At 72.8% G+C, this 24,484-nt stretch carries 26 protein-coding genes; 20 read left to right on the top strand and 6 right to left on the bottom strand.

The features are described from left to right. Window positions 1-34: 34 nt before the first annotated feature. Window positions 35-1,177: an NADH-quinone oxidoreductase subunit D gene (locus tag O7609_RS10135; RefSeq protein WP_269743443.1), complete on the bottom strand. Its 1,143-nt coding sequence runs from the start codon at window positions 1,175-1,177 to the stop codon at window positions 35-37. 56 nt (window positions 1,178-1,233) lie between these two features. Between O7609_RS10135 and O7609_RS10130 the strand changes: the two genes are divergently transcribed. Together O7609_RS10130 and O7609_RS10125 are read left to right on the top strand one after the other, a co-directional pair. After that, on the top strand, window positions 1,234-1,740 hold the full coding sequence (locus tag O7609_RS10130; RefSeq protein ID WP_269734610.1) for a PH domain-containing protein: 507 nt from the start codon (window positions 1,234-1,236) through the stop codon (window positions 1,738-1,740). Further along, window positions 1,737-3,191: a PH domain-containing protein gene (locus O7609_RS10125; protein ID WP_269734609.1), complete on the top strand. Its 1,455-nt coding sequence runs from the start codon at window positions 1,737-1,739 to the stop codon at window positions 3,189-3,191. The genes O7609_RS10130 and O7609_RS10125 overlap by 4 nt, the downstream gene beginning before the upstream one ends. A gap of 32 nt (window positions 3,192-3,223) precedes the next feature. Here the strand turns inward: O7609_RS10125 and O7609_RS10120 are convergent, their stop codons facing one another. Continuing rightward, window positions 3,224-4,279, bottom strand: a complete 1,056-nt coding sequence (locus O7609_RS10120; RefSeq protein ID WP_269734608.1) for an SAM-dependent methyltransferase — start codon at window positions 4,277-4,279, stop codon at window positions 3,224-3,226. 150 nt (window positions 4,280-4,429) lie between these two features. Between O7609_RS10120 and O7609_RS10115 the strand changes: the two genes are divergently transcribed. Next, window positions 4,430-5,647 carry a sensor histidine kinase gene (locus O7609_RS10115; protein ID WP_269734607.1) on the top strand — a complete coding sequence of 406 codons (1,218 nt, stop codon included), beginning with the start codon at window positions 4,430-4,432 and terminating at the stop codon, window positions 5,645-5,647. 147 nt (window positions 5,648-5,794) lie between these two features. On the opposite strand, the gene O7609_RS10110 is transcribed toward O7609_RS10115, so the two are convergent. Both O7609_RS10110 and O7609_RS10105 read right to left on the bottom strand, forming a co-directional pair. Further along, window positions 5,795-6,016, bottom strand: a complete 222-nt coding sequence (locus O7609_RS10110; protein ID WP_269734606.1) for a DUF397 domain-containing protein — start codon at window positions 6,014-6,016, stop codon at window positions 5,795-5,797. After that, window positions 5,991-6,836: a helix-turn-helix domain-containing protein gene (locus O7609_RS10105; protein ID WP_269734605.1), complete on the bottom strand. Its 846-nt coding sequence runs from the start codon at window positions 6,834-6,836 to the stop codon at window positions 5,991-5,993. Before O7609_RS10105 ends, O7609_RS10110 begins: the two co-directional genes overlap by 26 nt. A gap of 143 nt (window positions 6,837-6,979) precedes the next feature. Here O7609_RS10105 and O7609_RS10100 point away from each other — a divergent pair, with 143 nt between their 5' ends. Further along, complete coding sequence (locus O7609_RS10100; protein ID WP_269734604.1) at window positions 6,980-7,225, top strand: hypothetical protein; 246 nt, start codon at window positions 6,980-6,982, stop codon at window positions 7,223-7,225. A 260-nt stretch (window positions 7,226-7,485) separates the two neighbouring features. On the opposite strand, the gene O7609_RS10095 is transcribed toward O7609_RS10100, so the two are convergent. Further along, window positions 7,486-8,250 (bottom strand): IS5 family transposase, encoded by a 765-nt coding sequence (locus O7609_RS10095; RefSeq protein ID WP_269743367.1) that lies wholly within the window; start codon window positions 8,248-8,250, stop codon window positions 7,486-7,488. A gap of 35 nt (window positions 8,251-8,285) precedes the next feature. Here O7609_RS10095 and O7609_RS24715 point away from each other — a divergent pair, with 35 nt between their 5' ends. From O7609_RS24715 to O7609_RS10075, 5 genes are all read left to right on the top strand, one after another. Then, window positions 8,286-8,564, top strand: coding sequence for a DUF7848 domain-containing protein (locus tag O7609_RS24715; protein WP_443072242.1), 279 nt, complete (start codon window positions 8,286-8,288; stop codon window positions 8,562-8,564). 272 nt (window positions 8,565-8,836) lie between these two features. After that, on the top strand, window positions 8,837-8,977 hold the full coding sequence (locus O7609_RS10090; protein ID WP_269734602.1) for a hypothetical protein: 141 nt from the start codon (window positions 8,837-8,839) through the stop codon (window positions 8,975-8,977). Further along, on the top strand, window positions 8,952-10,043 hold the full coding sequence (locus O7609_RS10085) for a methyltransferase domain-containing protein (protein ID WP_269734601.1): 1,092 nt from the start codon (window positions 8,952-8,954) through the stop codon (window positions 10,041-10,043). Before O7609_RS10090 ends, O7609_RS10085 begins: the two co-directional genes overlap by 26 nt. Window positions 10,044-10,168: 125 nt before the next feature. Beyond that, window positions 10,169-10,555, top strand: coding sequence for a hypothetical protein (locus O7609_RS10080; RefSeq protein WP_269734600.1), 387 nt, complete (start codon window positions 10,169-10,171; stop codon window positions 10,553-10,555). A gap of 233 nt (window positions 10,556-10,788) precedes the next feature. Beyond that, on the top strand, window positions 10,789-11,475 hold the full coding sequence (locus O7609_RS10075; protein ID WP_269734599.1) for a response regulator: 687 nt from the start codon (window positions 10,789-10,791) through the stop codon (window positions 11,473-11,475). A 16-nt stretch (window positions 11,476-11,491) separates the two neighbouring features. On the opposite strand, the gene O7609_RS10070 is transcribed toward O7609_RS10075, so the two are convergent. After that, complete coding sequence (locus tag O7609_RS10070) at window positions 11,492-12,736, bottom strand: threonine aldolase family protein (RefSeq protein ID WP_269734598.1); 1,245 nt, start codon at window positions 12,734-12,736, stop codon at window positions 11,492-11,494. 127 nt (window positions 12,737-12,863) lie between these two features. On the opposite strand from O7609_RS10070, the gene O7609_RS10065 reads away from it, so the two are divergent. The 11 genes from O7609_RS10065 (at window position 12,864) to O7609_RS10015 (ending at window position 24,383) form a co-directional block, all read left to right on the top strand. Then, entirely contained in the window at window positions 12,864-13,835 is a 972-nt protein-coding gene (locus O7609_RS10065) for a Rossmann-like and DUF2520 domain-containing protein (protein WP_443072090.1), read from the top strand. Beyond that, a complete protein-coding gene (gene panC / locus O7609_RS10060) occupies window positions 13,832-14,806 on the top strand; it encodes a pantoate--beta-alanine ligase (RefSeq protein WP_269734597.1) in 975 nt (324 codons plus the stop codon). The genes O7609_RS10065 and panC overlap by 4 nt, the downstream gene beginning before the upstream one ends. After that, complete coding sequence (locus O7609_RS10055; protein ID WP_269743442.1) at window positions 14,803-16,620, top strand: L-aspartate oxidase; 1,818 nt, start codon at window positions 14,803-14,805, stop codon at window positions 16,618-16,620. The genes panC and O7609_RS10055 overlap by 4 nt, the downstream gene beginning before the upstream one ends. Continuing rightward, on the top strand, window positions 16,617-17,657 hold the full coding sequence (gene nadC / locus O7609_RS10050) for a carboxylating nicotinate-nucleotide diphosphorylase (protein WP_269734595.1): 1,041 nt from the start codon (window positions 16,617-16,619) through the stop codon (window positions 17,655-17,657). Before O7609_RS10055 ends, nadC begins: the two co-directional genes overlap by 4 nt. Window positions 17,658-17,660: 3 nt before the next feature. Continuing rightward, a complete protein-coding gene (locus O7609_RS10045; protein ID WP_219092197.1) occupies window positions 17,661-18,467 on the top strand; it encodes a type III pantothenate kinase in 807 nt (268 codons plus the stop codon). A gap of 102 nt (window positions 18,468-18,569) precedes the next feature. Beyond that, complete coding sequence (locus O7609_RS10040; RefSeq protein WP_269734594.1) at window positions 18,570-19,220, top strand: hypothetical protein; 651 nt, start codon at window positions 18,570-18,572, stop codon at window positions 19,218-19,220. Window positions 19,221-19,329: 109 nt separating this feature from the next. Then, the gene (locus O7609_RS10035) at window positions 19,330-19,506 is read left to right on the top strand and encodes a hypothetical protein (protein WP_269734593.1); all 177 of its coding nucleotides are present in this window, start codon (window positions 19,330-19,332) and stop codon (window positions 19,504-19,506) included. A gap of 148 nt (window positions 19,507-19,654) precedes the next feature. Next, window positions 19,655-20,047, top strand: a complete 393-nt coding sequence (locus O7609_RS10030; protein WP_269734592.1) for a BlaI/MecI/CopY family transcriptional regulator — start codon at window positions 19,655-19,657, stop codon at window positions 20,045-20,047. A 9-nt stretch (window positions 20,048-20,056) separates the two neighbouring features. Continuing rightward, window positions 20,057-20,581 (top strand): amino-acid N-acetyltransferase, encoded by a 525-nt coding sequence (locus O7609_RS10025; RefSeq protein ID WP_269734591.1) that lies wholly within the window; start codon window positions 20,057-20,059, stop codon window positions 20,579-20,581. A 195-nt stretch (window positions 20,582-20,776) separates the two neighbouring features. After that, window positions 20,777-21,112 carry a histone-like nucleoid-structuring protein Lsr2 gene (locus O7609_RS10020; protein ID WP_269734590.1) on the top strand — a complete coding sequence of 112 codons (336 nt, stop codon included), beginning with the start codon at window positions 20,777-20,779 and terminating at the stop codon, window positions 21,110-21,112. A gap of 757 nt (window positions 21,113-21,869) precedes the next feature. After that, window positions 21,870-24,383: an ATP-dependent Clp protease ATP-binding subunit gene (locus tag O7609_RS10015; RefSeq protein ID WP_269734589.1), complete on the top strand. Its 2,514-nt coding sequence runs from the start codon at window positions 21,870-21,872 to the stop codon at window positions 24,381-24,383. Window positions 24,384-24,484 lie beyond the last annotated feature (101 nt).

The following is a 24,484-nucleotide window of genomic DNA, read 5'->3' as shown; positions in this document are numbered from 1 at the left end:
CTGATGCGACGTCAGGCGGAGGCCGAGTTGTTGCTCACTTGTCGATGTCGCCGACGACGAAGAAGAACGAGCCCAGGATCGCCACCATGTCGGCGACGAGCGTGCCGGGCAGCAGCTCGGTGAGCGCCTGGATGTTGTTGTAGGACGCCGAGCGCAGCTTCAGCCGGTACGGGGTCTTCTCGCCCTTGGAGACGAGGTAGTAGCCGTTGAGGCCGAGCGGGTTCTCCGTCCACGCGTACGTCGCGCCCTCGGGCGCCTTCAGCACCTTCGGCAGCCGCTGGTTGACGGGGCCCGGCGGCAGCTCGGCCAGCCGGTCCAGGCAGACCTCGGCCAGCTCCAGCGCGTTGTGCGTCTGGGCCAGCAGCACCTCGAAGCGGGACAGGCAGTCGCCGTCGTCGCGGGTCACGACGCGCAGGGTGTCCTGGAGCTCGCCGTAGGCAAGGTAGGGCTCGTCGCGGCGCAGGTCGAAGTCGACCCCGGAGGCCCGGGCGATCGGCCCGCTGACGCCGTACGCGTGGACCGTCTCGGGACGCAGCACCCCGACGCCCTTGGTGCGGGCGCGGAAGATCTCGTTACCCAGCACCAGGTCGTCGTAGACGTCCATCCGCGAGCGCAGGCTCGTCACCGCGGCCCGGGCGCGCTCCGGCCAGCCGGCCGGCAGGTCCTCCTTGAGGCCGCCGACGCGGTTGAACATGTAGTGCATCCGCCCGCCGGACAGCTCCTCCATCACGTGCTGGAGGTCCTCCCGCTCCCGGAAGGCGTAGAAGATCGGCGTGATGCCGCCCAGCTCCAGCGGGTAGGAGCCGAGGAACATCAGGTGGTTCAGCACCCGGTTCAGCTCGGCCAGCAGCGTGCGCAGCCACACGGCCCGCTCGGGCACCTCCATGCCGAGCATGCGCTCGACGGCGAGCACGACGCCCAGCTCGTTGGAGAACGCCGACAGCCAGTCGTGCCGGTTGGCCAGCACGATGATCTGCCGGTAGTCGCGGGCCTCGAACAGCTTCTCCGCCCCGCGGTGCATGTAGCCGACGACGGGCTCGGCCGCGCTGATGCGCTCGCCGTCCAGCACCAGGCGCAGCCGCAGCACGCCGTGGGTGGACGGGTGCTGGGGGCCGATGTTGAGCACCATGTCCGTGCTCTCGGCCGCGCCTCCGATTCCGACCGTCGTCTCCGTCATGCGGCCAAGTCTGACAGCTCCGGCGCGCCGTGTGCGCCGGAGCCTAGGCTGGAGCCATGCAGCAGCGGGCGGAACAGGGGCAACGGGACGCGTCGCGGGACCGGCCGGAGCGATGGCGTGGCGTGGAGCGGGGGCTGCTCCGCATGCGCCGCGCGGTGCTGCTGACGGCCGCCGCCGTGCTGACCCTCGCCACGGCCGTGCCCCTCCTCCTGGTGGGCCCACTGTGGGCGCTGCCCGCGCTGCTGTGGCCCGCGCTCGCCCTGTGGGGCTGGTACGCGCTCGGCCGCAACTGGCGGTCCTGGCGCTACCGGGAACGCGCCGACGACCTGCTCATCAGCCGGGGCGTGCTGTGGCGTGAGACGACGGTGGTGCCCTACGGCCGGATGCAGCTCGTCGAGGTCACCTCCGGGCCGCTGGAGCGCCGCTACGGGCTCGCCCGGGTGCAGCTCCACACGGCCGCCGCCACCACGGACGCCGCGATCCCCGGGCTGACCCCGGCCGAGGCGGAGCGGCTGCGCGACCGGCTCACCGAGCTGGGCGAGGCCCGATCGGCGGGACTGTGACGAGCGAGCGACGCCCGGGCGAGGACGCGGCGGATGCGGCGCCGGGCGCGGCGGACGAGGGCGAGACGGCTCCGGACGGGGAGGCTCCGGACGGGGAGGCTCCGGACGGGGCGGCTCCGGACGGGGCGGTGCCGGACGCGGTGGACGGGAAGGGGCGGCGGCTGCACCCCGTCACGCCCTGGCGGCGGGCCTGGGCGCCGATCGCGGCGATCGTCGTCTTCGCCGTCCAGGACTACGAGCGCACCCGGGCGTGGGCCGAGGAGCTGACGGTGGGCTGGCTCGTGCTGGCCTTCGCCGTCGTCGTGCCGACGGCCGCCGCCTACGGCTTCCTGTCCTGGTGGGCCACCCACTACACGGTGACGGACACGGAGCTGCGCATCCGCACCGGGCTCGTCTTCCGCCGGGTCGCGCACATCCGGCTCGACCGCATCCAGGCCGTCGACGTCTCCCGGCCGCTGTTGGCCCGAGTCGCCGGGGTGGCCAAGCTGAAGCTGGACGTCGTCGGCACGAACGAGAAGGACGAGCTGGCCTATCTCGGCGAGTCCGACGCCGTCGCCCTGCGCGCCGAGCTGCTCGCCCGGGCCGCCGGGATCGCCCCGGAGGCGGCGCCGGAGGCCGGGGAGGCGCCGGAGCGCGAGCTGGTGCGGGTGCCACCGGGCATGCTCACCGTCGCGCTGCTGCTCATGGGCACCGGCTGGGGGCTGCTGGCCGCGCTCGTCGTCGTCCCCGGGACGCTGTGGTGGCTCAGCGGCAGCGTCACCGCGGCGATCGCGGCCGGGCTGCCGATGCTGGGCGGCGCGTGGGTGTCCACCGTCGGCCGGTATCTGACCGAGTACGACTGGAAGGTCGCCGAGTCCCCGGACGGCCTCCGGCTGGACCACGGGCTGCTCAACCGCGAGCACGCGACGGTGCCGCCCGGCCGCGTCCAGGCCGTGCGCGTCCTCGAACCGCTGCTGTGGCGGCGTCGCGGCTGGGTGCGGGTGGAGCTGGCCGTCGCGGGCGGCGCCGCGGGCGAGGCGCCCACGGTGCTGCTGCCCGTGGCGGAGCGCGCGGTGGCCGCCGGGGTGCTGGCCACGGTGCTGCCCGGCGTGGACGTGGCGGCGGCGGTGGCCGCGGCCCGCCCCGTGCCGCCGCGGTCCCGGTTCGCGGTGCCGGTGTGGTGGCGCGGCTACGCCCACGGGGTCACCGACGCCGTGTTCGTCACCCGGCACGGGCGGCTGCGGCGCGTGCTGGAGCTGGTGCCGCACGCCAAGGTGCAGAGCGTGCGCCGGACGCAGGGGCCGTGGACGCGCCGGCTCGGGCTCGCGGACGTCCACGTGGACCACGGCGCGAACGCCGCCGTCGTGGCGAGGCTGCGGGACGCCGACGAGGCGACGGACATCCTCGCCGCGCAGGCGGAACGATCCCGCACCGGACGGCGCACCGCCCGCCCCGAGCGCTGGCTCACCTGATCCGACGCCCCCGGGCTCCGACGCCCCGGCCGTCAGCCCAGCACTCCCCCAGCTACCCCTGGAAGGCGCGCCCAGCGGACCCCCACCGGCTCCACCAGCCACACGTGCCCGCCCAGCCCCGCCGGGCCGAGCAGCTCGGCCGCCTCCCCGGCCCGGACCAGCGCCCGCACGTAGCCCGCCGGGTCGGTGGACGCCAGGCCCAGCGGCGGCCGGCCGGCCCGCACCCCGAGCAGGGTCAGCGCCTCCCGCTGGGGCAGGAGCTCGGCGCCCGGCCCCGCACAGGCGTCCAGGGCCACGTGGGCCGTCAGATCGCAGGACCCGTCCGGCACCGGCGGCACCGCCCGCCCGTCCCGGTAGCCGGTCAGCGTGCCGAACGGGGGCCGGGCGGCGCGCTCGTGCCCGTAGTCGACGGCGACGGCCAGCCCGCGGTCCAGCACGCCCACCGCGGCCCGCCACGCGGCGTCGCGGGGGCGGCCCACCTCCGCGCGGCCGCCCGGCTCCGGGCGCCCGTCCGGCCCCGCCGGGCACGGCCACCACCGGGCCAGCCACTCCGCGTCCGCCCCCGTCACCGGCGGGCCGAGGCGCTCCGCCCCGTCCGGCCGGACCAGGACCCGCCGCCACCGCCCCGCCACGTCCGTCTCGGCCACCTCGCACGGCACGTTGTCCAGCCACTCGTTGGCGAAGACCAGCCCCGTCAGCCCGCCCTCCGGCAGCTCGGGCCGCCACTCGACGCGCGGGTCGAGGCCCTCGGGGCGGGCGGCCCGCTCCACCGCCACCGGGCGCAGCCGCCGCACGCGCTCACCGGGCAGCGCGGCCAGCACCCCGGTGAGCAGCTCGCCCCGCCCGGCCCCGACGTCGACGAGCGCCAGCTCGGCCGGGCGGCCCAGCTCCTCGTCCACCCGGCCCAGCAGCTCCGCCACGGCCCCGGCGTACAGCGGGGAGGCGTGCACCGAGGTGCGGAAGTGGGCGCTGGGCGCCTCACGGAGGAAGAAGCCCCCGGGGCCGTAGAGCGCGTGCTCGGCGGCGGCCCGCCAGCCGGTGTGGCCCTCGACCGGTTCGGTCTGCTCGGGTTCGGGATGTTCGGTCACGGCACCACGCTAGGGCGCGCGCGGCAGCGGCGGCAGCGGGCCATGGCGCGGCGGTCGCAGGACGTGTCCACCCTGGGGAGTAGGCGGGGGTCCCAGGGATCGGCCCTCCGGCTGACCCGTTCCGCTGTCACGGTGTTTACGCTGGGTGACGTGCATCGGCTCTACGAGTTCCTCCGCAGACATCCCATGTGGGTGGACGGCTTCTGGGCCGTCTGCCTGCTGCTGATCGCTGCGGTGTGGCTGGTGGCCGAGGCCGAGGCCGGTGAGTTCCGCCGGCTCTCGGACTGGCAGCTCCTCGCGGCCGTCCCCATCTCGGTCGCGCTGTCCGTCGTGGTGTGGCTGCGCCGCCGCTGGCCCGAGGCCATGCTGCTCCTCGCCGTCGCCGCGGGCCTGGCCCAGCTCGCCACCGACGTCTTCGCGGTGCCGCCGGACTTCGCGATGCTGGTGATCGTCTTCACGGTCGCCTGCCGAGAGGTGCGCTGGGCGTCCCGGCTCGCGCTGGTGGGGGCCTTCGTGGGGCCACCGCTGGCCGCCCTGCGGTTCGCGGAGGAGGACGGCAGCACGTTCGGCGACATCGCCGCGCTCGTCTTCTTCCTCGTCTGCTTCCTGCTGGCCTGGGTCATGGGGGACTCCCTGCGGACCCGGCGGGCGTACTACATCGAGCTGGAGGAGCGGGCGGCCCGGCTGGAGCGCGAGCGGGAGGCGCAGGCCAAGGTCGCGGTGGCGGCCGAGCGCGCGCGGATCGCCCGCGAGCTGCACGACGTCGTCGCGCACAACGTGTCCGTCATGGTCGTCCAGGCCGACGGCGCCGCCTACGTCCTGGACAGCGCGCCCGAGCAGACGCGGCAGGCGCTGGAGACGATCTCCGGCACCGGACGGCAGGCGCTCGCCGAGATGCGCCGCCTGCTCGGCGTCCTGCGGGACGACGAGCGCGGCGAGGCGGGCGAGTACGTGCCGCAGCCGGGCGTGGAGCAGCTCACGGAGCTGGTCGAGCAGGTCCGCGGCACCGGGCTGACGGTCGACTTCCGGGTGGACGGCACCCCCCGGCCGCTGCCGAGCGGGGTGGAGCTGACGGCGTACCGGATCGTGCAGGAGGCCCTCACCAACACCCGCAAGCACGGCGGCCCCGAGGCGGGCGCGACGGTGCGGATCACCTACGGCAGCGACGAGCTGAGCCTCCTCGCCGAGGACGACGGCCGCGGCGCCCAGGCGGAGCTGTACGAGGAGGGCGGGGCCGACGGCCTGGGTCACGGCCTGATCGGCATGCGCGAGCGTGTGGGCATGGTGGGCGGCCTGCTGGAGACGGGCCCGCGCCCCGGCGGCGGCTTCCGCATCCGCGCCAGCCTCCCCCTGGCAGGCCAGAGCTGAGCCGCTCGCGGCGGCCCGGCCCCGGGCAGCCCCGTACACATCAGAGCCGCGCCTTGCACAGAGCGACCGGCCTCAGCGCGAGAACGCCCCGCCGCTCCGGTCGGAGCGACGGGGCTTCGGGCTCGCCGCAACAGCAGGGCCAGCCGGTCAGCCCGACAGCTCCCCACGCTTGACGGCTGACACGAAGCCGCCCCAGCCGTCCACCGAGAAGGCAAGCGCCGGACCGCTCGGATCCTTGCTGTCACGCACGGGGACAACGCCTTGCGTAGCCGCGTGGTCGGGAGCCCACTGCACGCACTGGCCTCCCTGACCGTCGCTGTATGTGCTGCTGACCCAGCGGGTCTCACCCGGGTTTGGTGTGCTGCTCATCTGCGTGTTCCTTCATGATCGAGTGGATAAGGCGCAGTGACCGGGCCTCAGACTCGGCCGAAGCGCGTAGCCGCTCGTACGTGGCCGTCCAGCTTCGTACGGCCGTCAAGGAGTCGTTCACATGCCCCTGCCCTGTCGTCTCCGAGTACAGGACTGATGCCCCGTCGGCTTGCGTAAGCAGGGTAAACGGCAGCCCCGAAGCGGGGGCACCTGCTGTGAACTGTAGGACTTGAAGGGAGACATGAGGACTGCTCGCCATCCTCAGCAGATGCTCAAGCTGCCCAACCATGACAGCAGGGCTACCGACTTCCGTCCGTAAGACCGACTCGTGAAAGATCACCCACAGAAGCGGCGGACGGTCACGTTCGAGTACTTCGCTACGACGCAACCGAAGCTCAACGCGGCGCTTGATCTGCCCGTCCGTCTCACGCGGGTGTGCTGCCCGGTAGACAGCATCGGCATACTCCGCTGTCTGTAGTGCGCCCATGACGAACGCGTTCGAGTAGTCCTCAACCTTGGCGGCACTCTTCTCAAGCTCAACGTACGGGATGAACCATTCCGGGTGCCCTTGCTTGCCCAGCTTCGCGCGGAGGCGCACGTATACGCCCGGCGTGCCTGCCACACGGTCCATGGCTGCCGCGAAGGCCTCAGAGGCCAGCACAGTACCGTTCTCAACCTTGCTGACCTGCGCCTGTTGGTAGTGCAGCCTGTCAGCGAACTTCGGCTGAGACAGCCCCAGGGACTCCCGTAGCGCCTTCGCCTCCTCCCCGAAGTACGTGGCGCCGTTCACGGGCCGCTGCACCTCGCCGGATTCGCTCACGCGTTCAACTCCTCGGTATTCCATATCCGTTGGAATGACGCCAGACCTGTTGAGAGTAAGCGCCCATGGTGATGCTCGGAGTACACAACGTAAGTACCCGCCCACGCGAGGGGCGAACAGGCAACGGTGTACGGAGAACCAGCATGACGACAGCGGACAGGCGGCGGGCGGCGGCCGAGAGGATCAGAGACGCGGAGTCGGCGTGTGGCGAGCTGGCCGACGCTCTCAAGGGGGCCGGGGTACGCCTGCCGTCACTGGGGCTGGATGTGCCGTCGTGCGTCGGCCCTGACCCGCTGGCGTTGGTCGAGCTGGGCCGCCGCCACGTCCAGACGGCGCGTGCCCTTGTCGCCGCACTCCGGGCCAACGAGGCCACGGGAGCGGAGCGGTGAGCGCGGAGCCCCCAGGGCCGCCGGACGAGCCCCAGGAGCGGCCGGAAGCGCCCGAGGTGCAGCCCGGCGGGAAGGCAGCCGGTGGGGATGACCTGAACAGCCGACTTACGCGGCTGGGGGAAGAGATCACGGCGCATCTGGAAGGGCTGAGGAAGAAGTGACCCGCGACAGCTACGCGTTCCGCCGATTCCACGTCGAGGCGGACGGGGAGCCGGACGCGGAAGCCATCACGGCCACGATGCACTGAGCCTTTGCCAACCTCACTTTGAGCTGGCCAGATGTAGGGCGAGGACGGCCTGCACGAGGCCGGTGGTGCGGATGGTCGAGCAGCGGAGCCTGCGGAGGAGCCGCCAGGCCTTGAGAGTGGCGACGGCCTGCTCGACGAGGGCCCGGATCTTCGCTTGGGACCGGTTCACGGCTTTCTGACCTGCGGAGAGGGTCTCCCACCGTCCCCAGCACGGGGTGCGGACTGTGCCGCCGGCGCCCCGGTAGCCCTTATCCGCCCAGCACGTGACGCCGACCTCGGTGAGGGCTTCGACGATGCCGTGTTCGCGGGCCGCGCGGACGTCGTGGACCGCGCCGGGCAGGGCCGGTGAGGCCCACAGCAGACGGCCGAAGGGGTCGGCGAGGACCTGCACATTCATCCCGTGTTTCTTGTGCTTGCCGGAGAAGAAGGGCCGGTCGGCTGCGATCCGGTCGATCGGCAGGAGCGTCCCGTCGAGCAGGACGTAGGCCTTCCCCGAAGCGGTCCGAACCGCCTCGGCGAGGGTCGGTGCGAGTGCGGCCAGCAGCTCGACGGCCTCGTTGATGTACCGGTAGACCGTACTCGTGCCGATCTCGAAACCCGCCGCGATCTGGGCATATGTGGTCCCGTTGCGTAGATGCGCCAGCACCAGCAGGGCCTGACGGCCGACGGTGAGCCGACGCCAGCGGCTTCCGATCCGACGACGGTGCTCGCGCAGACGAGCGGCGAGGAAGGTCAGGGACCGACTGGACACGTCCAGCCCGCACGGGTAGACAAGCACGTGAAGCCTCTGGTGGGTATCGGGCGATCTTGGTCGTGAACCCGTCTACCAGGGGCTTCACCCCTGTGTCGAGCCAACTGGACAGCTCAAAGCCCAGGTTGGCAAAGGCTCACTGTGTCGAGTGTGGCGAGACGGGGCCCACAGTCGAAGCCACGAAGGAGAAGACCCCGGAAGCTCAGGGGAGGGCGGCGCTCGAAGCCCAGAAGGTCGCGGGCTCGTGGGTGGAGGCCCATCACAAAGAGGCACGTGAGCACCGCACGTTCCGGATGCTGGTGGGGCTTCCCTACCGGCTTGTCCCGGGGGAGTGGCGATGAGGTCTTCCGCAGACGGCTACTGGTGCGAGCTTGTCGCGCGAAGCCCCGACGCGTCCGGGGAATGGTGGCTCGGTGGATACCGGGCGAGCTCTCCCCGGCTCGCCGTTCGCTGGTTCCGTGGGCAGGCCGTACGCCTGGCCAACGCCCTTGACCCGAAGCCCGGCGTCGGCCCCCTCCCGCCTGACTGCCTTCACGAAGTCGAACCGAACAGCCCCAACCCCGGATCGATCTTCCGTGAGTGGGCGGAAGATTCCCGCCATCAAGCACGGCAGATGGCCACCCTCGCAGCCGGCAGCCCCATCAGCGTCAACGCCGGAGGGGTGGATGCCATCTACTCGCTGTCCGCGCGCCCCATCGCCGTCGGTTTCATGGCCGACGGGAAGCCAGGTGAACTCGTCCACGCGGCAGTCTGAGGATGTCCGCGGAAAGCTCCGCCTCTGTCGGCGCGAAAGAAGCAGTACGACGGCAGAAGCGGAAAACAGAGCACCGCCGGACTTCGCATCGAAGGCGCATCTCTCAGCCGCCTACAGCGACCAAACCCTGGTCACCCGGGTAGGCCCGACGCACGCCGACGAAGCCCGGCCGGACGAGAAGCCGACCGGTAGTCCCACGTCCTCGTCCACCCTGCCGGGGCTCATTGTGTCCATGCTTCACCGGCTTGACGCGCGCCCTGGACACAAGGTGCTGGACGTGGGAACGGGCTCCGGTTATTCCGCCGCGCTCATGGGACACCGACTCGGAGACGAGAACGTGACGAGCGTGGACGTGGACGGCTATCTCGTCCAGGCTGCCCGCGCCCGGCTCGCTGAGTTCGGCAGGAACCCGCGCATGGAAGCAATCGACGCGACCGGAGAACTCCCGGAGCCGGGATACGACCGCATCATGGCAACGGTTTCCGTCCGTCCGGTGCCGAAGACCTGGCTTCACGCCCTCCGCCCGGGGGGACGGCTCGTCACCACCATTGCCCACACGGCGCTTCTCATCACCGCCGACATGGGAGACGACGGCATCGCACGCGGCAACGTCCAGTCGGACCCCGCAACATTCATGGGGACGCGCCGGGGAGCCGACTATCCGCCGAAGCTGAATGAGGTATTCGCGACTGCCCGTGAGGACGAGGGGGACGAGGTCCGGGCGGCTGACGGACCTCTTCCGGATCTCTGGCAGGAATGGCCGCTTCGTTGGCTCTACGAACTCGGCACTCCCGGCGTCGAAACCCGCGCGGCGACGTACCCCGACGGTCAGCGGTGCGTCTGGCTTCTCTCCGCTGACGGCTCATGGTCGCGCGCCGAGCAGCCGGAATCCGGTCCGGGCCGGGTCCATCAAGGCGGGGCCCGTCGGCTCTGGGACGACCTGGAGCGCGTACGCCGGAAGTGGGAAGAGGGGAACCACTTCCCACTGCACTCCATGACCGCCGAACTGTCGCCGGACGGCTCTCACCTCGTCGCACCCGGCGGAGCCTGGCGATTCGCGATCTGACGGATTCAACTCCATGGCGGTTGTGCCGTGTTAATCTCGCGGCACAACCGCACAAAGAAAGACCCCGGCGGCGCGCCAACGCCCCGGGGCATGGCCACCAGCAACCCCTTGGAAGGACTGGCGACGTGCGCCACCTTATCGCGCACGCCTTCGTGGCGTGCCTTCATGCTCTGCTTCGCTTCACCCTCCCCGCGTCCGGTCGCCGACGCCGGGGCGACGAGGGACCGCCGACGTGGGCCTGTGAGCCGCTGGGCGAGTGGCAGGGCGCCGGCGAGCCGCCCCCGATCACCCTCACGCACCGGAGCCCGTACGCCGCTGAGAGCTCCGCGCAAGACGTCGTCGAAGGCGAGCCCAATCCCGTCCGTTGGTACGTCGTCATCGCCGAATCCGCCGCCTGGCTCGACCAGGTGAAGGCACAGCGGCGGAACGCGCTCCTTCTCGCCCTGGACGGTATCGATGTCGGGCCGGACGTGATTCATGGCGTACGTCTCCCCATGGCGGCGGCCGGATAGGGCGTCGTGGCGGCCCACGGGCTGCCCCGTCTCCGCCGGGGAGGGCGGCAGGCTGGGCTGCTCGTGGGGACGGTTGTCCACCTTCCGCCGTACGGGGCGGGACGGGGAGTCCCCCTCTGGGCCGACCCGGTGGGGCGTTTCGCTGCGTACGCTGGCCGTACGGCTGAGGGCGAGGTAGCGGCCCCGGAGACCCGAGCAGCCCCGAGAGAACCCGCAGAAGAGGAACCCGCCCCATGACCGTGCGCGTGATGCTCGTCGACGACCAGGTGCTGCTGCGCACCGGCTTCCGCATGGTGCTGGCCGCCCAGCCGGACATGGAGATCACCGCCGAGGCGGCGAACGGCGTCGAGGCGCTGGACGCCCTGCGCACCACGGCCGTGGACGTGGTCCTCATGGACATCCGCATGCCGGTGATGGACGGCGTCGAGGCCACCCGGCGCATCTGCCAGGAGGGCCAGGGCGGGCCGGGCGACCCGAAGGTGCTCATCCTCACCACCTTCGACCTGGACGAGTACGCCTTCGCCGCGCTCAAGGCCGGGGCGGGCGGCTTCCTGCTCAAGGACGTCCCCCCGGCCGAGCTGCTGAACGCGATCCGGGCGGTGCACAGCGGGGACGCGGTGGTGGCGCCGTCCACGACCAAGCGGCTCATCGACCGCTTCTCGCCGCTGCTGCCCGGAGCGGCCGGGGGCGGGCAGGAGCCGCCGGAGGCGGGCCGGCTGACGGAGCGGGAGCGCGAGGTGCTGCTGCTCGTGGCCCAGGGCCTGTCCAACGGGGAGATCGCCGCGCACCTGGTGCTCTCGGAGGCCACCGTGAAGACACACGTGGGCCGCATCCTCACCAAGCTGGAGCTGCGCGACCGCGTCCAGGCCGTCGTCTACGCCTACGAGAACGGCCTGGTCCGCGCCGGGGGCCACGGCTGACCCGCACGACACGCCCCTACGCCCGAGCCCGGCCCGCGTAGGCGAGGAACGTCCGGGCCGCCTCGCGGACGTCCTCGGCCGTCCAGTCGAGCCCGGGCGCCTCGACGGTGACGTCGGTCGCCGCGAGGCCCGGCGGCCCCGCCGCCCACCAGAGCCCGAACAGTGCGGTGCCGGTCTCCTCGGCCTGCCGCACGGCGGCCAGCGTCAGCGCGTCCGGGTCGCCCGCGAGCCAGACCTCGAACTGGTGCGTGTGCGGCTCCTCCGGGTGGACCACGGCGAACGGCAGCTCCGCGGCGTCGAACGCGGCCCGCAGCTCCGCCGCGACGAGCCGGGCCCGCGTGACGTAGGAGGGCAGCCGGGGCAGCTCACGGTCGAGCCCGGCGAGGGCCGTCAGCACGGCCGGCCACTGCTGGACGAGGTTGCCCCCGTAGCGGTGCCGCCAGGCCCGCGCCTCCTCGACGAGGTCCTCCGGACCGGCGAGCGCGGCCCCGGACAGCCCGCGCAGCGACTTGTAGAACGAGACGTAGACGGAGTCCGCGAGGGCGGCGATCTCGGCCAGCGGGCGGCCGAACCAGGTGGTGGACTCCCACAGCCGTGCCCCGTCGACGTGGACGACGGCCTCCCGCTCGCGGGCCGCCGCAACGGTCCGGTTCAGCTCCTCCCACGTGGGCAGCGCGTACCCGGCCGCGACCAGCGGCAGCTCCAGCATCACGGTGCCGACGGGCTCGTCGAGGCCGTACACGTCCTCGGCCGTGACCGGGGCGCGCGCGGCGCCGATCCGCACCGGCTGGAGCCCGCTCAGCCGCTCCAGCGCGTCCCGCTCGTGCTGCACCGGATGCGCCCCGGGGTGCAGTGCGACGCGCGGGTTCCCGGTGCGGGCCGCCCAGCAGCGCAGGGCCGCCTGCTGGGCCATCGTGCCGGTGGGGAACCAGACGGCGGCGGGCATGCCCAGCAGCTCGGCGGTGCGTTCCTCCAGCTCGGTGACGACGCCGTCGCCGTAGAAGTCCGGCCACTCGGCCCCGGACCGGGCCACGGCCCCGGTGACCTCGGCGAGGCGCTCGGCGAGCGGCCGCACCGGCCCCGTCGACAGCTTGCGCCGGGCCCGCTCGGCGGCCACCAGGCGCCGCCACCGGTCGACGCCCCCGGACCCGCCCTCCGGTCCGTCGTGCGGGCCGCGGTCGGCTGCCTCGTCCCGGCCGCGTCCCGGGTCGTCCTGCGGAGTGACCTCCCGCGCGGGCCGGTGCTCGTCGTCGTCCGTCATACGGGCATCCTCGACCGCTCACCGGGTGTGACGCGACCGATTAACCCGCTGCCGTGCCCCGGCGCGTAGCATGGGTCCGACGTCCGGTACCGGGATACAGCGGACTGGAACGGAAGGCCCGAACCGCGTGAACGAACCCGTGAACGAACACGATCCCGCCCGGCCCCCTCGGCCGGTCTCCTCCCCGCAGTCCGCGCAGCCGGCCCGGCACGCCCACGAGCGGCCCGCCCGGCTGGGCGTCGGCGTGGTCGGTGCCGGGCGCGTGGGGCCCGTGCTCGCCGCGGCCCTCGGGCTCGCCGGTCACCGCACGGTGGCCGCCTCCGGGGTCTCCGACGCCTCCCTGCGCCGCGCGGCCGAGCTGCTGCCCGGTGTGCCGCTGGTCGAGCCGCGCGAGGTCCTGGCCCGCTCCGAGCTGGTGCTGCTCACCGTGCCGGACGACGCGCTGCCGAACCTGGTGACGGGCCTCGTCGAGACCGGCGCCGTCCGCCCGGGCCAGCTCCTCGTCCACGCCTCCGGCCGCTACGGCACGGCCGTGCTGGAGCCCGCGCTCCGGGCCGGGGCGCTGCCGCTCGCCCTGCACCCGGTGATGACGTTCACCGGCACCTCGGTCGACGTCCAACGGCTCGCGGGCTGCGCCTTCGGCGTCACCGCGCCCGAGGAGCTGCGGATGGCGGCCGAGGCCCTGGTGATCGAGATGGGCGGCGAGCCCGAGTGGATCCCCGAGGAGGCCCGCCCGCTCTACCACGCGGCCCTGGCCCTGGGCGCCAACCACCTCGTCACCCTCGTCGCGCAGGCGCAGGACCTCCTGCGCTCGGCCGGGGTGGCCGCGCCGGACCGGATGCTGGGGCCGCTGCTCGGGGCGGCCCTGGACAACGCCCTGCGCTCGGGCGACGCGGCGCTGACCGGCCCGGTGGCGCGTGGCGACGCCGGTACCGTCTCCGCGCACCTCGCCGAGCTGCGGCGGCACGCGCCGGGCGCGGTGTCCGGCTACGTGGCCATGGCCCGCACCACGGCCGACCGGGCGCTGGCCGCCGGCCTCCTCAAGCCCGAGCTGGCGGAGGACCTGCTGGAGGTCCTCTCGGACGGAGCACGCCCATGACCCTCCTGCACACGGCCGCCGAGCTGCGGCGGCTGCGCCCGGCCGAGGGGCGCCGGGGCGTGGTGATGACCATGGGCGCCCTCCACGACGGGCACGCGGAGCTGATCCGCACGGCGCGGGCCGCGGTGGGCCCGGGCGGGCAGGTCGTGGTCACCGTCTTCGTCAACCCGTTGCAGTTCGGCGCGGGGGAGGACCTCGACCGCTACCCGCGCACCCTGGACGCCGACCGCGTCGTGGCCTCCGCGGCGGGGGCGGACGTGGTGTTCGCGCCCGCCACCGAGGAGGTCTACCCGGGCGGGGAGCCCGAGGTACGCGTCTCGGCCGGGCCCATGGGGGAGCGGCTGGAGGGCGAGCACCGGCCCGGGCACTTCGACGGCATGCTCACCGTCGTCGCGAAGCTGCTGCACCTCACCGCCCCCGACGTGGCCTTCTACGGGGAGAAGGACGCCCAGCAGCTCGCCCTCATCACCCGCATGGTGCGGGACCTGAACTTCCCGGTGGAGATCGTCGGCGTGCCCACCGTGCGGGAGCCGGACGGCCTCGCCCTCTCCAGCCGCAACCGCTATCTCTCGCGGTACGAGCGCAGGGTCGCGCTGGCCCTCTCCCGCGCGCTGTTCGCCGCCCGGGACCGGCTCACGGCCGAGGCCGCGCTGCGCGCCCGGGCCGCGGCGGCCCCCGCCCGCGAAGGGCGGGCGGCGGCGCTCGCCAAGGTGGGCGAGTCCCGCGCCTCGGCCGACGCGCACGCGCTGGCCCACGCCACCCGCGGTCCGTCGGCCGCGCTGGCGGCCGCCCGCCTGGTACTGGACGAGGCGCGCGGCCTGGACGTCGACTACCTCGCCCTCGTCGACCCGGCCGACTTCACCGACGTCGACGACGACTTCGAGGGGGAGGCCGTCCTGGCCGTGGCCGCCCGCGTCGGCGGCACCCGCCTCATCGACAACATCCGCCTGCCGTTCGGAGCCGCAGCATGAGCACCGCGACCGGCTCCACCCCGGGGAGCGCCCGGGGCGCCGCGCCCACCGGCATACGTCTCGCCGCGCCCGCCCCGAGCTGGGCCATCGAGGCCGACGTGGTCGTCGTCGGTTCCGGCGTGGCCGGGCTGACGGCGGCCCTGCGCTGTGTCGCGGCGGGCCTGGCCACCGTCATCGTCACCAAGGCCGACCTGAACGACGGCTCCACCCGCTGGGCGCAGGGCGGCATCGCCGCCGCGCTCGGCGAGGGCGACACCCCGGACCAGCACCTCGCCGACACCCTGGTCGCCGGCGCCGGGCTGTGCGACGCGGAGGCCGTGCGCACGCTCGTCACCGAGGGGCCGGACGCCGTCCGGCGGCTGATCGCCAGCGGCGCCGTCTTCGACACCGCCGCGGCGACCGGCGAGATCGAGCTGACCCGCGAGGGCGGCCACCACCGGCGCCGCATCGCCCACGCGGGCGGTGACGCGACCGGCGCGGAGATCTCCCGCGCCCTGGTGGAGGCCGTGCGCGGCGCCGGCCTCCGCACCATCGAGCACGCGCTCGTGCTGGACCTCCTGCGCGACGCCGAGGGGCACACCGCCGGTGTCTCCCTGCACGTCATGGGCGAGGGCCAGCACGACGGCGTCGGCGCCGTCCACGCGCCCGCCGTCGTGCTCGCCACCGGCGGCATGGGACAGGTCTTCTCCGCGACGACGAACCCGGCCGTCTCCACCGGGGACGGCGTCGCCCTCGCCCTGCGCGCCGGGGCCGAGGTCAGCGACCTGGAGTTCGTCCAGTTCCATCCGACGGTGCTCTACCTGGGCCCGGGGGCGGAGGGGCAGCAGCCGCTGATCTCCGAGGCGGTGCGCGGCGAGGGCGCCCACCTGGTGGACGCCGACGGGGTGCGGTTCATGGTCGGCGCCCACGAGCTGGCCGAGCTGGCCCCGCGCGACATCGTGGCCAAGGGCATCATGCGGCGCTGCCGGGAGCAGGGCACCGACCACATGTACCTGGACACCCGGCACTTCGGCGCCCGGATGTGGGCCGAGCGCTTCCCGACGATCCTGGCCGCCTGCCGCTCGCACGGCATCGACCCGGTGCGGGAGCCGGTCCCGGTGGCCCCGGCCGCCCACTACGCCTCCGGCGGCGTGCGCACCGACCTGCACGGCCGCACCACCGTGCCCGGGCTCTACGCCTGCGGCGAGACGGCCTGCACGGGCGTCCACGGTGCCAACCGCCTCGCCTCGAACTCCCTGCTGGAGGGACTGGTCTTCGCCGAGCGCATCGCCGCCGACGTCGCCGCCGCGGCCCGTCCGGCCAGGGTCCCGGCCGAGCCGCCGCCCGAGCTGACCCTGCTGCCGCCGGAGGCCCGGATCGAGATCCAGCGGATCATGACCCGCGGCGCCGGAGTGCTCCGCTCGGCCGAGGGCCTGGCCGCGACGGCCGCCGCCCTGGCGGCCCTGCGCCACGCCGGGTCCGCCGAGGAGCCCGCGGGCTCCTCGGCGGGCAAGCCCGCCGAGCCGGGCACCGAGAGCTGGGAGGTCACCAACCTCCACCTGGTCGCCTCCGTCCTCGTCGCCGCCGCGGCGCGGCGGGCGGAGACCCGCGGCTGCCACTGGCGCGAGGACCACCCGGACCGGGACGACGCCCGGTGGGCCCGCCACCTCGTCGTGACCCTGGGCCCCTCCCCGGCGGCCGACGAGCCGCGCCCGGGCCGCCCCGACGCCCCGCACCCCGACGCGCCGGCCGACGCGGCGCGGCTCACCCTGCGCACGACCGACACCACCGGCTTCCCGCCGGTCATCCCCGCCGCATCCGAGGAGAAGCCGTGACGACCCCTGACGACCGCACCCGACCCGAGCCGGTGGACCTGCCGCTGCTCCAGATCGGCGGCCCCGGCGCGACGGCCGCCTCCGGCGGCTGCGGGGACGCGTGCGGCTGCGGCGAGCTGGACGAGGAGCTGGACCTCGATCCGCTGGAGTGCGGCCTCGACCCCGAGCTGGCCCAGCTCCTCGCCGAGGCCGGGCTCGACCCCGTCCAGGTCGAGGACGTCGCCCACTTGGCGATCGAGGAGGACCTGGACCACGGCGTGGACGTCACGACCGTGGCCACCGTCCCGGAGGACGCGGTGGCCACCGCCGACTTCACCGCCCGCGAGGCGGGGACGATCGCGGGCCTGCGCGTGGCCGAGGCGGTGCTCTCGGTGGTGTGCACGGACGAGTTCGAGGTCGAGCGGCACGTCGAGGACGGCGACCGGGTGACGCCCGGCACCGTCCTGCTGAGCGTGCGCACCCGCACCCGCGACCTGCTGACCGGCGAGCGCAGCGCCCTCAACCTGCTGTGTCACCTGTCCGGGATCGCCACCGCGACCGCCGCCTGGACGGACGCGCTCGCGGGCACGAAGGCCCGGGTCCGCGACACCCGCAAGACGACGCCGGGGCTGCGGGCGCTGGAGAAGTACGCGGTGCGCTGCGGCGGGGGCGTCAACCACCGCTTCTCCCTCTCGGACGCCGCGCTGATCAAGGACAACCACGTGATCGCGGCGGGCGGCGTGGCCGCGGCGTTCAAGGCCGTGCGGGACGAGTTCCCGGAGCTGCCGATCGAGGTCGAGGTGGACGACCTGGACCAGATCGAGCCGGTCCTGGCCGAGGGCGCCGACCTGCTGCTCCTGGACAACTTCACCCCGGCCGAGACCGCCGAGGCGGTCAGCCTCGTCGCCGGGCGGGCGGCCCTGGAGTCCTCCGGACGGCTCACGCTCGCGAACGCCGCAGCGTACGCGGCGACGGGCGTCGACTACCTGGCCGTCGGCGCGCTCACCCACTCCGCGCCGATCCTGGACATCGGCCTGGACCTGAGGGACGAGGCCTGAGTCATGCTGCTGACCATCGACGTCGGAAACACCCACACCGTCCTCGGCCTCTTCGACGGCGAGGAGATCGTCGAGCACTGGCGGATCTCCACCGACGCCCGCCGCACCGCCGACGAGCTGGCCGTGCTGCTCCAGGGCCTGATGGGCATGCACCCGCTGCTCGGCGTGGAGCTGGGCGAGGGCATCGACGGCATCGCGATCTGTTCGACGGTGCCCTCGGTGCTGCACGAACTGCGCGAGGTCACCCGCCGCTACTACGGCGACATCCCCGCCGTGCTGGTGGAGCCCGGGGTGAAGACGGGCGTGCCCGTCCTCATGGACCACCCGAAGGAGGTCGGCGCCGACCGGATCATCAACGCGGTCGGCGCGGTCGAGCTGTACGGCGGCCCCTGCGTCGTCGTCGACTTCGGGACGGCGACCACGTTCGACGCCATCTCCGCGCGCGGGGAGTACGTCGGCGGCGTGATCGCGCCCGGTATCGAGATCAGCGTCGAGGCGCTCGGCGTGCGCGGGGCCCAGCTCCGCAAGATCGAGCTGGCCCGACCCCGCTCGGTCATCGGCAAGAACACGGTCGAGGCCATGCAGTCGGGCATCCTCTACGGATTCGCCGGCCAGGTGGACGGCGTCGTGGACCGGATGGCCCGGGAGCTGGCGGGCCCGGACGGCGATCCGGACGATGTCACCGTCATCGCCACGGGCGGGCTGGCGCCGATGGTGCTGGGGGAGTCCTCGGTGATCGACGAGCACGAGCCGTGGCTCACCCTGATCGGTCTGCGCCTGGTCTACGAGCGCAACGTGGCCCGGATGTGACGCGCGGGACCGGTGGGCGGCGGCGGGCGCGTCACGGGGGCATTTCGTCCGTTTAGCACTTAAAGTCACACTATGCCCACGCCACATGGTTCCCGAGGCGGTATGGCCTTCAGCACGGAGGAGCTGAGCGTGCTCCGTCGTGCCCTCGCCACCGCCCTCCAGTCCGCCGCGCTCCCGGCCCAGGAGATCAGGGAGTGCCTCCACCTCGCACTGGCCGTGGACGACGCGACGCGTGAAGCCGCACGGCTCCGGCGGTTCCTCTTCGCCGAGGTGGACCGCTACCGGGCCGCCCTCCCCGGCTCGGCCACCGGCTATCTCGGCCGCCTGCGCGACGCGCTCGACGCGGGCTACACCGCGACGGACGAGGACGTGGCCGCGCTCCGCCGGCTCTGCTCCGCGCCCGCCAGCCCCCGGGAGGCCGCCCGCCGCACGGAGCTGCTCGTCCGCGCCGCCCTGCCCCTCGCCCGCACCCGCCTGCTGGCCCTCCCGGGGGGACGCGCCGCCGAGGGCGAGGAGGAGCGCCGGGCGCCGAAGGAGCAGCCCGCGAAGCAGGAGCCGGGCAAGCAGGAGCCGGGCAAGCCCGGCGAGGAGCAGCCCGGCAAGGAGAAGCCGAAGCCCGCCCAGCAGCCCGAGCCGGAGCGGGAGCGCCCCGGGGAGCCGAAGCGGCCCTCCCGGCCCATCCCCACGCCCGGCGAGGTCTTCCCGCCGCGCCGCAAGAGCCGCCCGCCGGAGGGCGAGCTGCTCACGGCCTGACCCCGCGCCGGGGGGCCGCCCCGCGCGGCTCCCCCGATCGGGCGGTGTGGCGAAGGCCATGCCCGGGTCGGTCCGCGCGGGCCGGGGGGCCTGCCCTACGCTCGTGCCCATGGACTACATTGCCGCACTCACCCCTTCCGCGGTGATGGCCGTTGCCTTCACCGCACTCATCGTGACGATCGTCCGGAGTCAGGGCGGCGCCAACAAGGCCAAGGAGGACGCCGCCGTCGACGCGGCGTACGCCCAGGCCGAGGCGGCGACCGCGGAAGGCGAGGCCCGCGCCTGACGGGTCGGTAAGCGCGCACGACCAGGGTCTGCGGAGAACCACCGGGTTCTCCCGCAGGCCCTTTGCCGTTCCCGGGCCGCCCCGGCTCCCGCCGGGCCCGGGAACCGGTGCCCGCGCGGCCGGGCGGCGGCGACCTATCATTCTTCCTGTGCCACGACCTTTGGGAGAGCTCGAAGACGCGGTTATGACCCGGGTATGGGGGTGGAACCGCCCGGTCACCGTGCGGGAAGTTCTCGAGGACCTCCGGGAAGAACGGCGGATCGCCTACACGACGGTCATGACCGTCATGGACAACCTGCATCAGAAGGGCTGGCTCCGCCGCACGCAGGAGGGCCGGGCCTATCGATATGAGGCCGTCTCGACCCGGGCCGCGTACTCCGCCGCGCTGATGAACGAGGCGTGGTCGGCCAGCGACAACGCCGCGGCCGCGCTCGTCGCGTTCTTCGGGATGATGTCGCAGGAACAGGTCGATGCGCTGCGGGACGCCCTGCGGGTGGTGCAACTCAATGGGGTGCGGCTGACCGCCCCGGACGAGCGATAGCGTGCGGGCATGGCAGAAGAGATAAGCGGGAACGCCGTGACGGTCCGTCGGGCGAGGACGTCGGACGTGCGTACCGTGCGACGCCTCATCGACGCCTACTCGCGTGACCGCATCCTGCTCGACAAGGCGACGGTGACGCTTTACGAGGACATCCAGGAGTTCTGGGTCGCCGAGCGCGTCCCGGACGGCCGGGTCGTCGGCTGCGGAGCCCTGCACGTGATGTGGGAGGACCTCGCCGAGGTGCGCACGCTGGCCGTGGACCCGGTGGCCCGCGGCACCGGTGTCGGGCACCTGCTGCTGGAGAAGCTGCTGGAAACCGCACGTCGACTGGGGGTTCGCCGCATTTTCTGCCTCACGTTCGAGGTGGAGTTCTTCGGCAAGCACGGATTCACGGAGATCGGGGATGCCCCCGTCGACGGCGATGTGTACAGCGAGCTGCTGCGCTCGTATGACGAAGGCGTCGCCGAGTTCCTCGGCCTTGAGCGGGTGAAGCCGAACACCTTGGGCAACAGCCGCATGCTCTTGCATCTCTGACCGTTGTCACGGCGACATCACAACCATGGGCTGCTTTGTCCGAAAGATCCTGACCCCGCGTCGTGTGTTCGCGCGCAAACCTCGATCGGGGTTTGTGTTTTCCGGAGAAAAGCGGTTTGCTGTGGTTGTCGATATCAGTATTCGCTTATAGCCCCCTGTTCGGGAACGGGGAGGCAGTACGAATGGGAGTAGCCGGTGGCACAGAAGGTTCAGGTCCTTCTTGTTGACGACCTTGAGGGCGGCGAGGCCGACGAGACGGTGACGTTCGCGCTGGACGGCAAGTCCTACGAGATCGACCTCACCGAGGCCAACGCGCAGAAGCTTCGGGAATCCCTGGCGGAATTCGTCAAGGCGGGACGCCGCACCGGCGGCCGGTCCGGCGGTCGCGGAAAGGCCCGCACGGGCTCGTCCGGAGGTTCGCAGGACACCGCCAAGATCCGCGCGTGGGCCAAGGAGAACGGCTACAACGTCAACGACCGCGGCCGCGTGCCGGCCGAGATCCGCGAGGCGTACGAGAAGGCCAACGGCTGAGAACGGCCGGGCCCGGGCCGGCACGGCGGGGCGCGTTCCCGCCGGCGCCGTGCCGGGCCGCCGTTCTCCCGGCTTCACGCCGGGTGCTCCCCCGGAGGCCGCGGAGGCAGTCCCTCGGCCCTCTCCCGTGCTGTCCCGGGCCCTCCCGGCCCGGTTCGGCGCCAACCCCCACACGAGCCGCCCCTTCCGTGCGTGTCGCGACGGTGGGGGCGGCGTCCGTCATGCGGGGGCCGTCCCTCTCCCGGGGGTGCGCGGGCCGGGGGCGCGTGTTCCCGGCGGCCCGGTCGGCATCGGGGGGATCGCCGCGTCTGCCGTGAGCAACTGCTCTCGGCGCATGCGGGCACAGGAAGTGACGAAAAGATGGCAATGGGTGACTGTCATGTCGGCCACCTGGGGTGCAACCGTGTTCGCCCGTAGCGGATGACCCCCCTCCCCGGGGTATGGATCAGCGGCGGCGGGGGGTAAGACATCACCAGTGGTGACGGGGGTGTGGCAAGGGCGATGGCGCCGGGGGGCCCGACGTGTCGTGGACGAGGCGTTCGCCATCGGCGTAGCGAATGCAGGTGCATCGACTTGGCCTGCGGGAACATCGTCTCGCACCATCGGGTTGGAACTGGTGTCGCCCGCACCGTGGCACGGGACGGCGAGCGGGTGTCGGCAGTTGGAATGAGCGGTCCCCCGTTGCGGGACTAAGCTGCGGAAGGACAGGGAGGGGACCTACCCCTAACTGACTGACCGCTCTGAGGAGCGATTAACGATGTTCGAGAGGTTCACCGACCGCGCGCGGCGGGTTGTCGTCCTGGCTCAGGAAGAAGCCCGGATGCTCAACCACAACTACATCGGCACCGAGCACATTCTCCTGGGCCTGATCCACGAGGGTGAGGGTGTCGCCGCTAAGGCACTGGAGAGCCTCGGGATTTCGCTCGAGGCGGTCCGCCAGCAGGTGGAGGAGATCATCGGCCAGGGCCAGCAGGCCCCGTCCGGCCACATCCCCTTCACCCCCCGGGCCAAGAAGGTGCTGGAGCTCTCGCTGCGCGAGGCCCTCCAGCTCGGCCACAACTACATCGGCACGGAGCACATCCTGCTCGGCCTGATTCGCGAGGGCGAGGGCGTCGCCGCCCAGGTCCTGGTGAAGCTCGGCGCCGACCTGAACCGGGTGCGGCAGCAGGTCATCCAGCTGCTCTCCGGCTACTCGGGTGGCAAGGAGACGGCCACGGCGGGCGGTCCGGCCGAGGGCACCCCCTCGACCTCGCTCGTTCTCGACCAGTTCGGCCGCAACCTGACCCAGGCCGCCCGCGAATCCAAGCTCGACCCGGTCATCGGGCGCGAGAAGGAGATCGAGCGGGTCATGCAGGTGCTGTCCCGTCGGACGAAGAACAACCCGGTGCTCATCGGCGAGCCCGGTGTCGGCAAGACCGCCGTCGTCGAGGGCCTGGCCCAGGCGATCGTCAAGGGCGAGGTGCCCGAGACCCTCAAGGACAAGCACCTCTACACCCTGGACCTCGGCGCGCTGGTCGCCGGCTCCCGCTACCGCGGTGACTTCGAGGAGCGCCTGAAGAAGGTGCTCAAGGAGATCCGCACCCGCGGCGACATCATCCTGTTCATCGACGAGCTGCACACCCTGGTCGGCGCGGGCGCCGCCGAGGGTGCCATCGACGCCGCCAGCATCCTCAAGCCGATGCTGGCCCGTGGCGAGCTGCAGACGATCGGTGCGACGACCCTGGACGAGTACCGCAAGCACCTGGAGAAGGACGCCGCGCTGGAGCGCCGCTTCCAGCCGATCCAGGTCGCCGAGCCCTCGCTCTCGCACACGATCGAGATCCTCAAGGGCCTGCGGGACCGCTACGAGGCCCACCACCGCGTCTCCATCACCGACGCAGCCCTGGTCGGTGCGGCCACCCTGGCCGACCGCTACATCTCCGACCGCTTCCTGCCGGACAAGGCCATCGACCTCATCGACGAGGCCGGTTCCCGCATGCGCATCCGCCGCATGACCGCCCCGCCGGACCTGCGCGAGTTCGACGAGAAGATCGCGAACGTCCGCCGGGAGAAGGAGTCCGCGATCGACTCGCAGGACTTCGAGAAGGCGGCCAACCTGCGGGACAGCGAGAAGCAGCTGCTGGCCCAGAAGGCCAAGCGGGAGAAGGAGTGGAAGGCCGGCGACATGGACGTCGTCGCCGAGGTCGACGAGGAGCTGATCGCCGAGGTACTCGCCGCGTCCACCGGCATCCCGGTCTTCAAGCTGACCGAGGAGGAGTCCTCGCGGCTGCTGCGCATGGAGGACGAGCTGCACAAGCGCGTCATCGGCCAGGAGGACGCCATCAAGGCGCTCTCGCAGGCCATCCGGCGCACGCGTGCGGGCCTGAAGGACCCGAAGCGTCCGGGCGGCTCGTTCATCTTCGCCGGCCCCTCCGGCGTCGGTAAGACGGAGCTGTCCAAGACGCTCGCCGAGTTCCTCTTCGGCGACGAGGACGCGCTGATCTCCCTCGACATGTCGGAGTTCAGCGAGAAGCACACCGTCTCGCGGCTGTTCGGCTCGCCTCCCGGCTACGTCGGCTACGAGGAGGGCGGCCAGCTCACCGAGAAGGTGCGCCGCAAGCCGTTCTCGGTCGTCCTGTTCGACGAGGTGGAGAAGGCCCACCCGGACATCTTCAACTCGCTCCTGCAGATCCTGGAGGACGGTCGCCTGACCGACTCCCAGGGCCGGGTCGTGGACTTCAAGAACACCGTCATCATCATGACGACGAACCTCGGCACCCGGGACATCTCCAAGGGCTTCAACCTCGGCTTCGCCGCCGGGGGCGACGTCAAGACCGGCTACGAGCGGATGAAGGCCAAGGTCAACGAGGAGCTCAAGCAGCACTTCCGGCCCGAGTTCCTCAACCGTGTCGACGACACCGTGGTGTTCCACCAGCTCACGCAGGAGAACATCATCGAGATCGTCGACCTGATGATCGCCCAGGTGGACGAGCGGCTGAAGGACCGCGACATGGGCATCGAGCTGAGCGGCGAGGCCAAGCAGCTGCTGGCCAAGCGCGGCTACGACCCGGTCATGGGCGCCCGTCCGCTGCGTCGCACGATCCAGCGGGAGATCGAGGACGCGCTCTCGGAGAAGATCCTCTTCGGCGAGCTGCGCCCCGGTCACATCGTGGTCGTGGAGACGGACGGCGAGGGCGAGACCGCCACGTTCACCTTCCGCGGTGAGGAGAAGGCCCCGCTGCCGGACGCGCCTCCGGTCGAGGCCGGCCCCAACCTCTCCAAGGACACCTGAGGCTCCGCCTCGGCGCTCCTCAGCCCGGCCCCGGCACGGTTCCCGTGCCGGGGCCGCGGCGTTCCCGGGGCTACGCCCCTATGCTCCCGCCGCCTCGTCCG

This window comes from Streptomyces sp. WMMC1477, from assembly GCF_027460245.1.
Taxonomy (GTDB): domain Bacteria; phylum Actinomycetota; class Actinomycetes; order Streptomycetales; family Streptomycetaceae; genus Streptomyces.
The sequence above is the reverse complement of the archived record's forward strand: the minus strand, read 5'-3'. Positions and strand labels throughout refer to the sequence as shown.

What these genes read in the sequence shown, in the direction of transcription:
- O7609_RS10135 (WP_269743443.1), bottom strand. Translation starts at nt 1,177, where the DNA reads ATGACGGAGACGACGGTCGGAATCGGAGGCGCGGCCGAGAGCACGGAC.
- O7609_RS10130 (WP_269734610.1), top strand. Translation starts at nt 1,234, where the DNA reads ATGCAGCAGCGGGCGGAACAGGGGCAACGGGACGCGTCGCGGGACCGG.
- O7609_RS10110 (WP_269734606.1), bottom strand. Translation starts at nt 6,016, where the DNA reads ATGAGCAGCACACCAAACCCGGGTGAGACCCGCTGGGTCAGCAGCACA.
- O7609_RS10100 (WP_269734604.1), top strand. Translation starts at nt 6,980, where the DNA reads ATGACGACAGCGGACAGGCGGCGGGCGGCGGCCGAGAGGATCAGAGAC.
- O7609_RS10090 (WP_269734602.1), top strand. Translation starts at nt 8,837, where the DNA reads ATGGCCACCCTCGCAGCCGGCAGCCCCATCAGCGTCAACGCCGGAGGG.
- O7609_RS10075 (WP_269734599.1), top strand. Translation starts at nt 10,789, where the DNA reads ATGACCGTGCGCGTGATGCTCGTCGACGACCAGGTGCTGCTGCGCACC.
- O7609_RS10070 (WP_269734598.1), bottom strand. Translation starts at nt 12,736, where the DNA reads ATGACGGACGACGACGAGCACCGGCCCGCGCGGGAGGTCACTCCGCAG.
- panC (WP_269734597.1), top strand. Translation starts at nt 13,832, where the DNA reads ATGACCCTCCTGCACACGGCCGCCGAGCTGCGGCGGCTGCGCCCGGCC.
- O7609_RS10055 (WP_269743442.1), top strand. Translation starts at nt 14,803, where the DNA reads ATGAGCACCGCGACCGGCTCCACCCCGGGGAGCGCCCGGGGCGCCGCG.
- O7609_RS10045 (WP_219092197.1), top strand. Translation starts at nt 17,661, where the DNA reads ATGCTGCTGACCATCGACGTCGGAAACACCCACACCGTCCTCGGCCTC.
- O7609_RS10040 (WP_269734594.1), top strand. Translation starts at nt 18,570, where the DNA reads ATGGCCTTCAGCACGGAGGAGCTGAGCGTGCTCCGTCGTGCCCTCGCC.
- O7609_RS10035 (WP_269734593.1), top strand. Translation starts at nt 19,330, where the DNA reads ATGGACTACATTGCCGCACTCACCCCTTCCGCGGTGATGGCCGTTGCC.
- O7609_RS10025 (WP_269734591.1), top strand. Translation starts at nt 20,057, where the DNA reads ATGGCAGAAGAGATAAGCGGGAACGCCGTGACGGTCCGTCGGGCGAGG.
- O7609_RS10015 (WP_269734589.1), top strand. Translation starts at nt 21,870, where the DNA reads ATGTTCGAGAGGTTCACCGACCGCGCGCGGCGGGTTGTCGTCCTGGCT.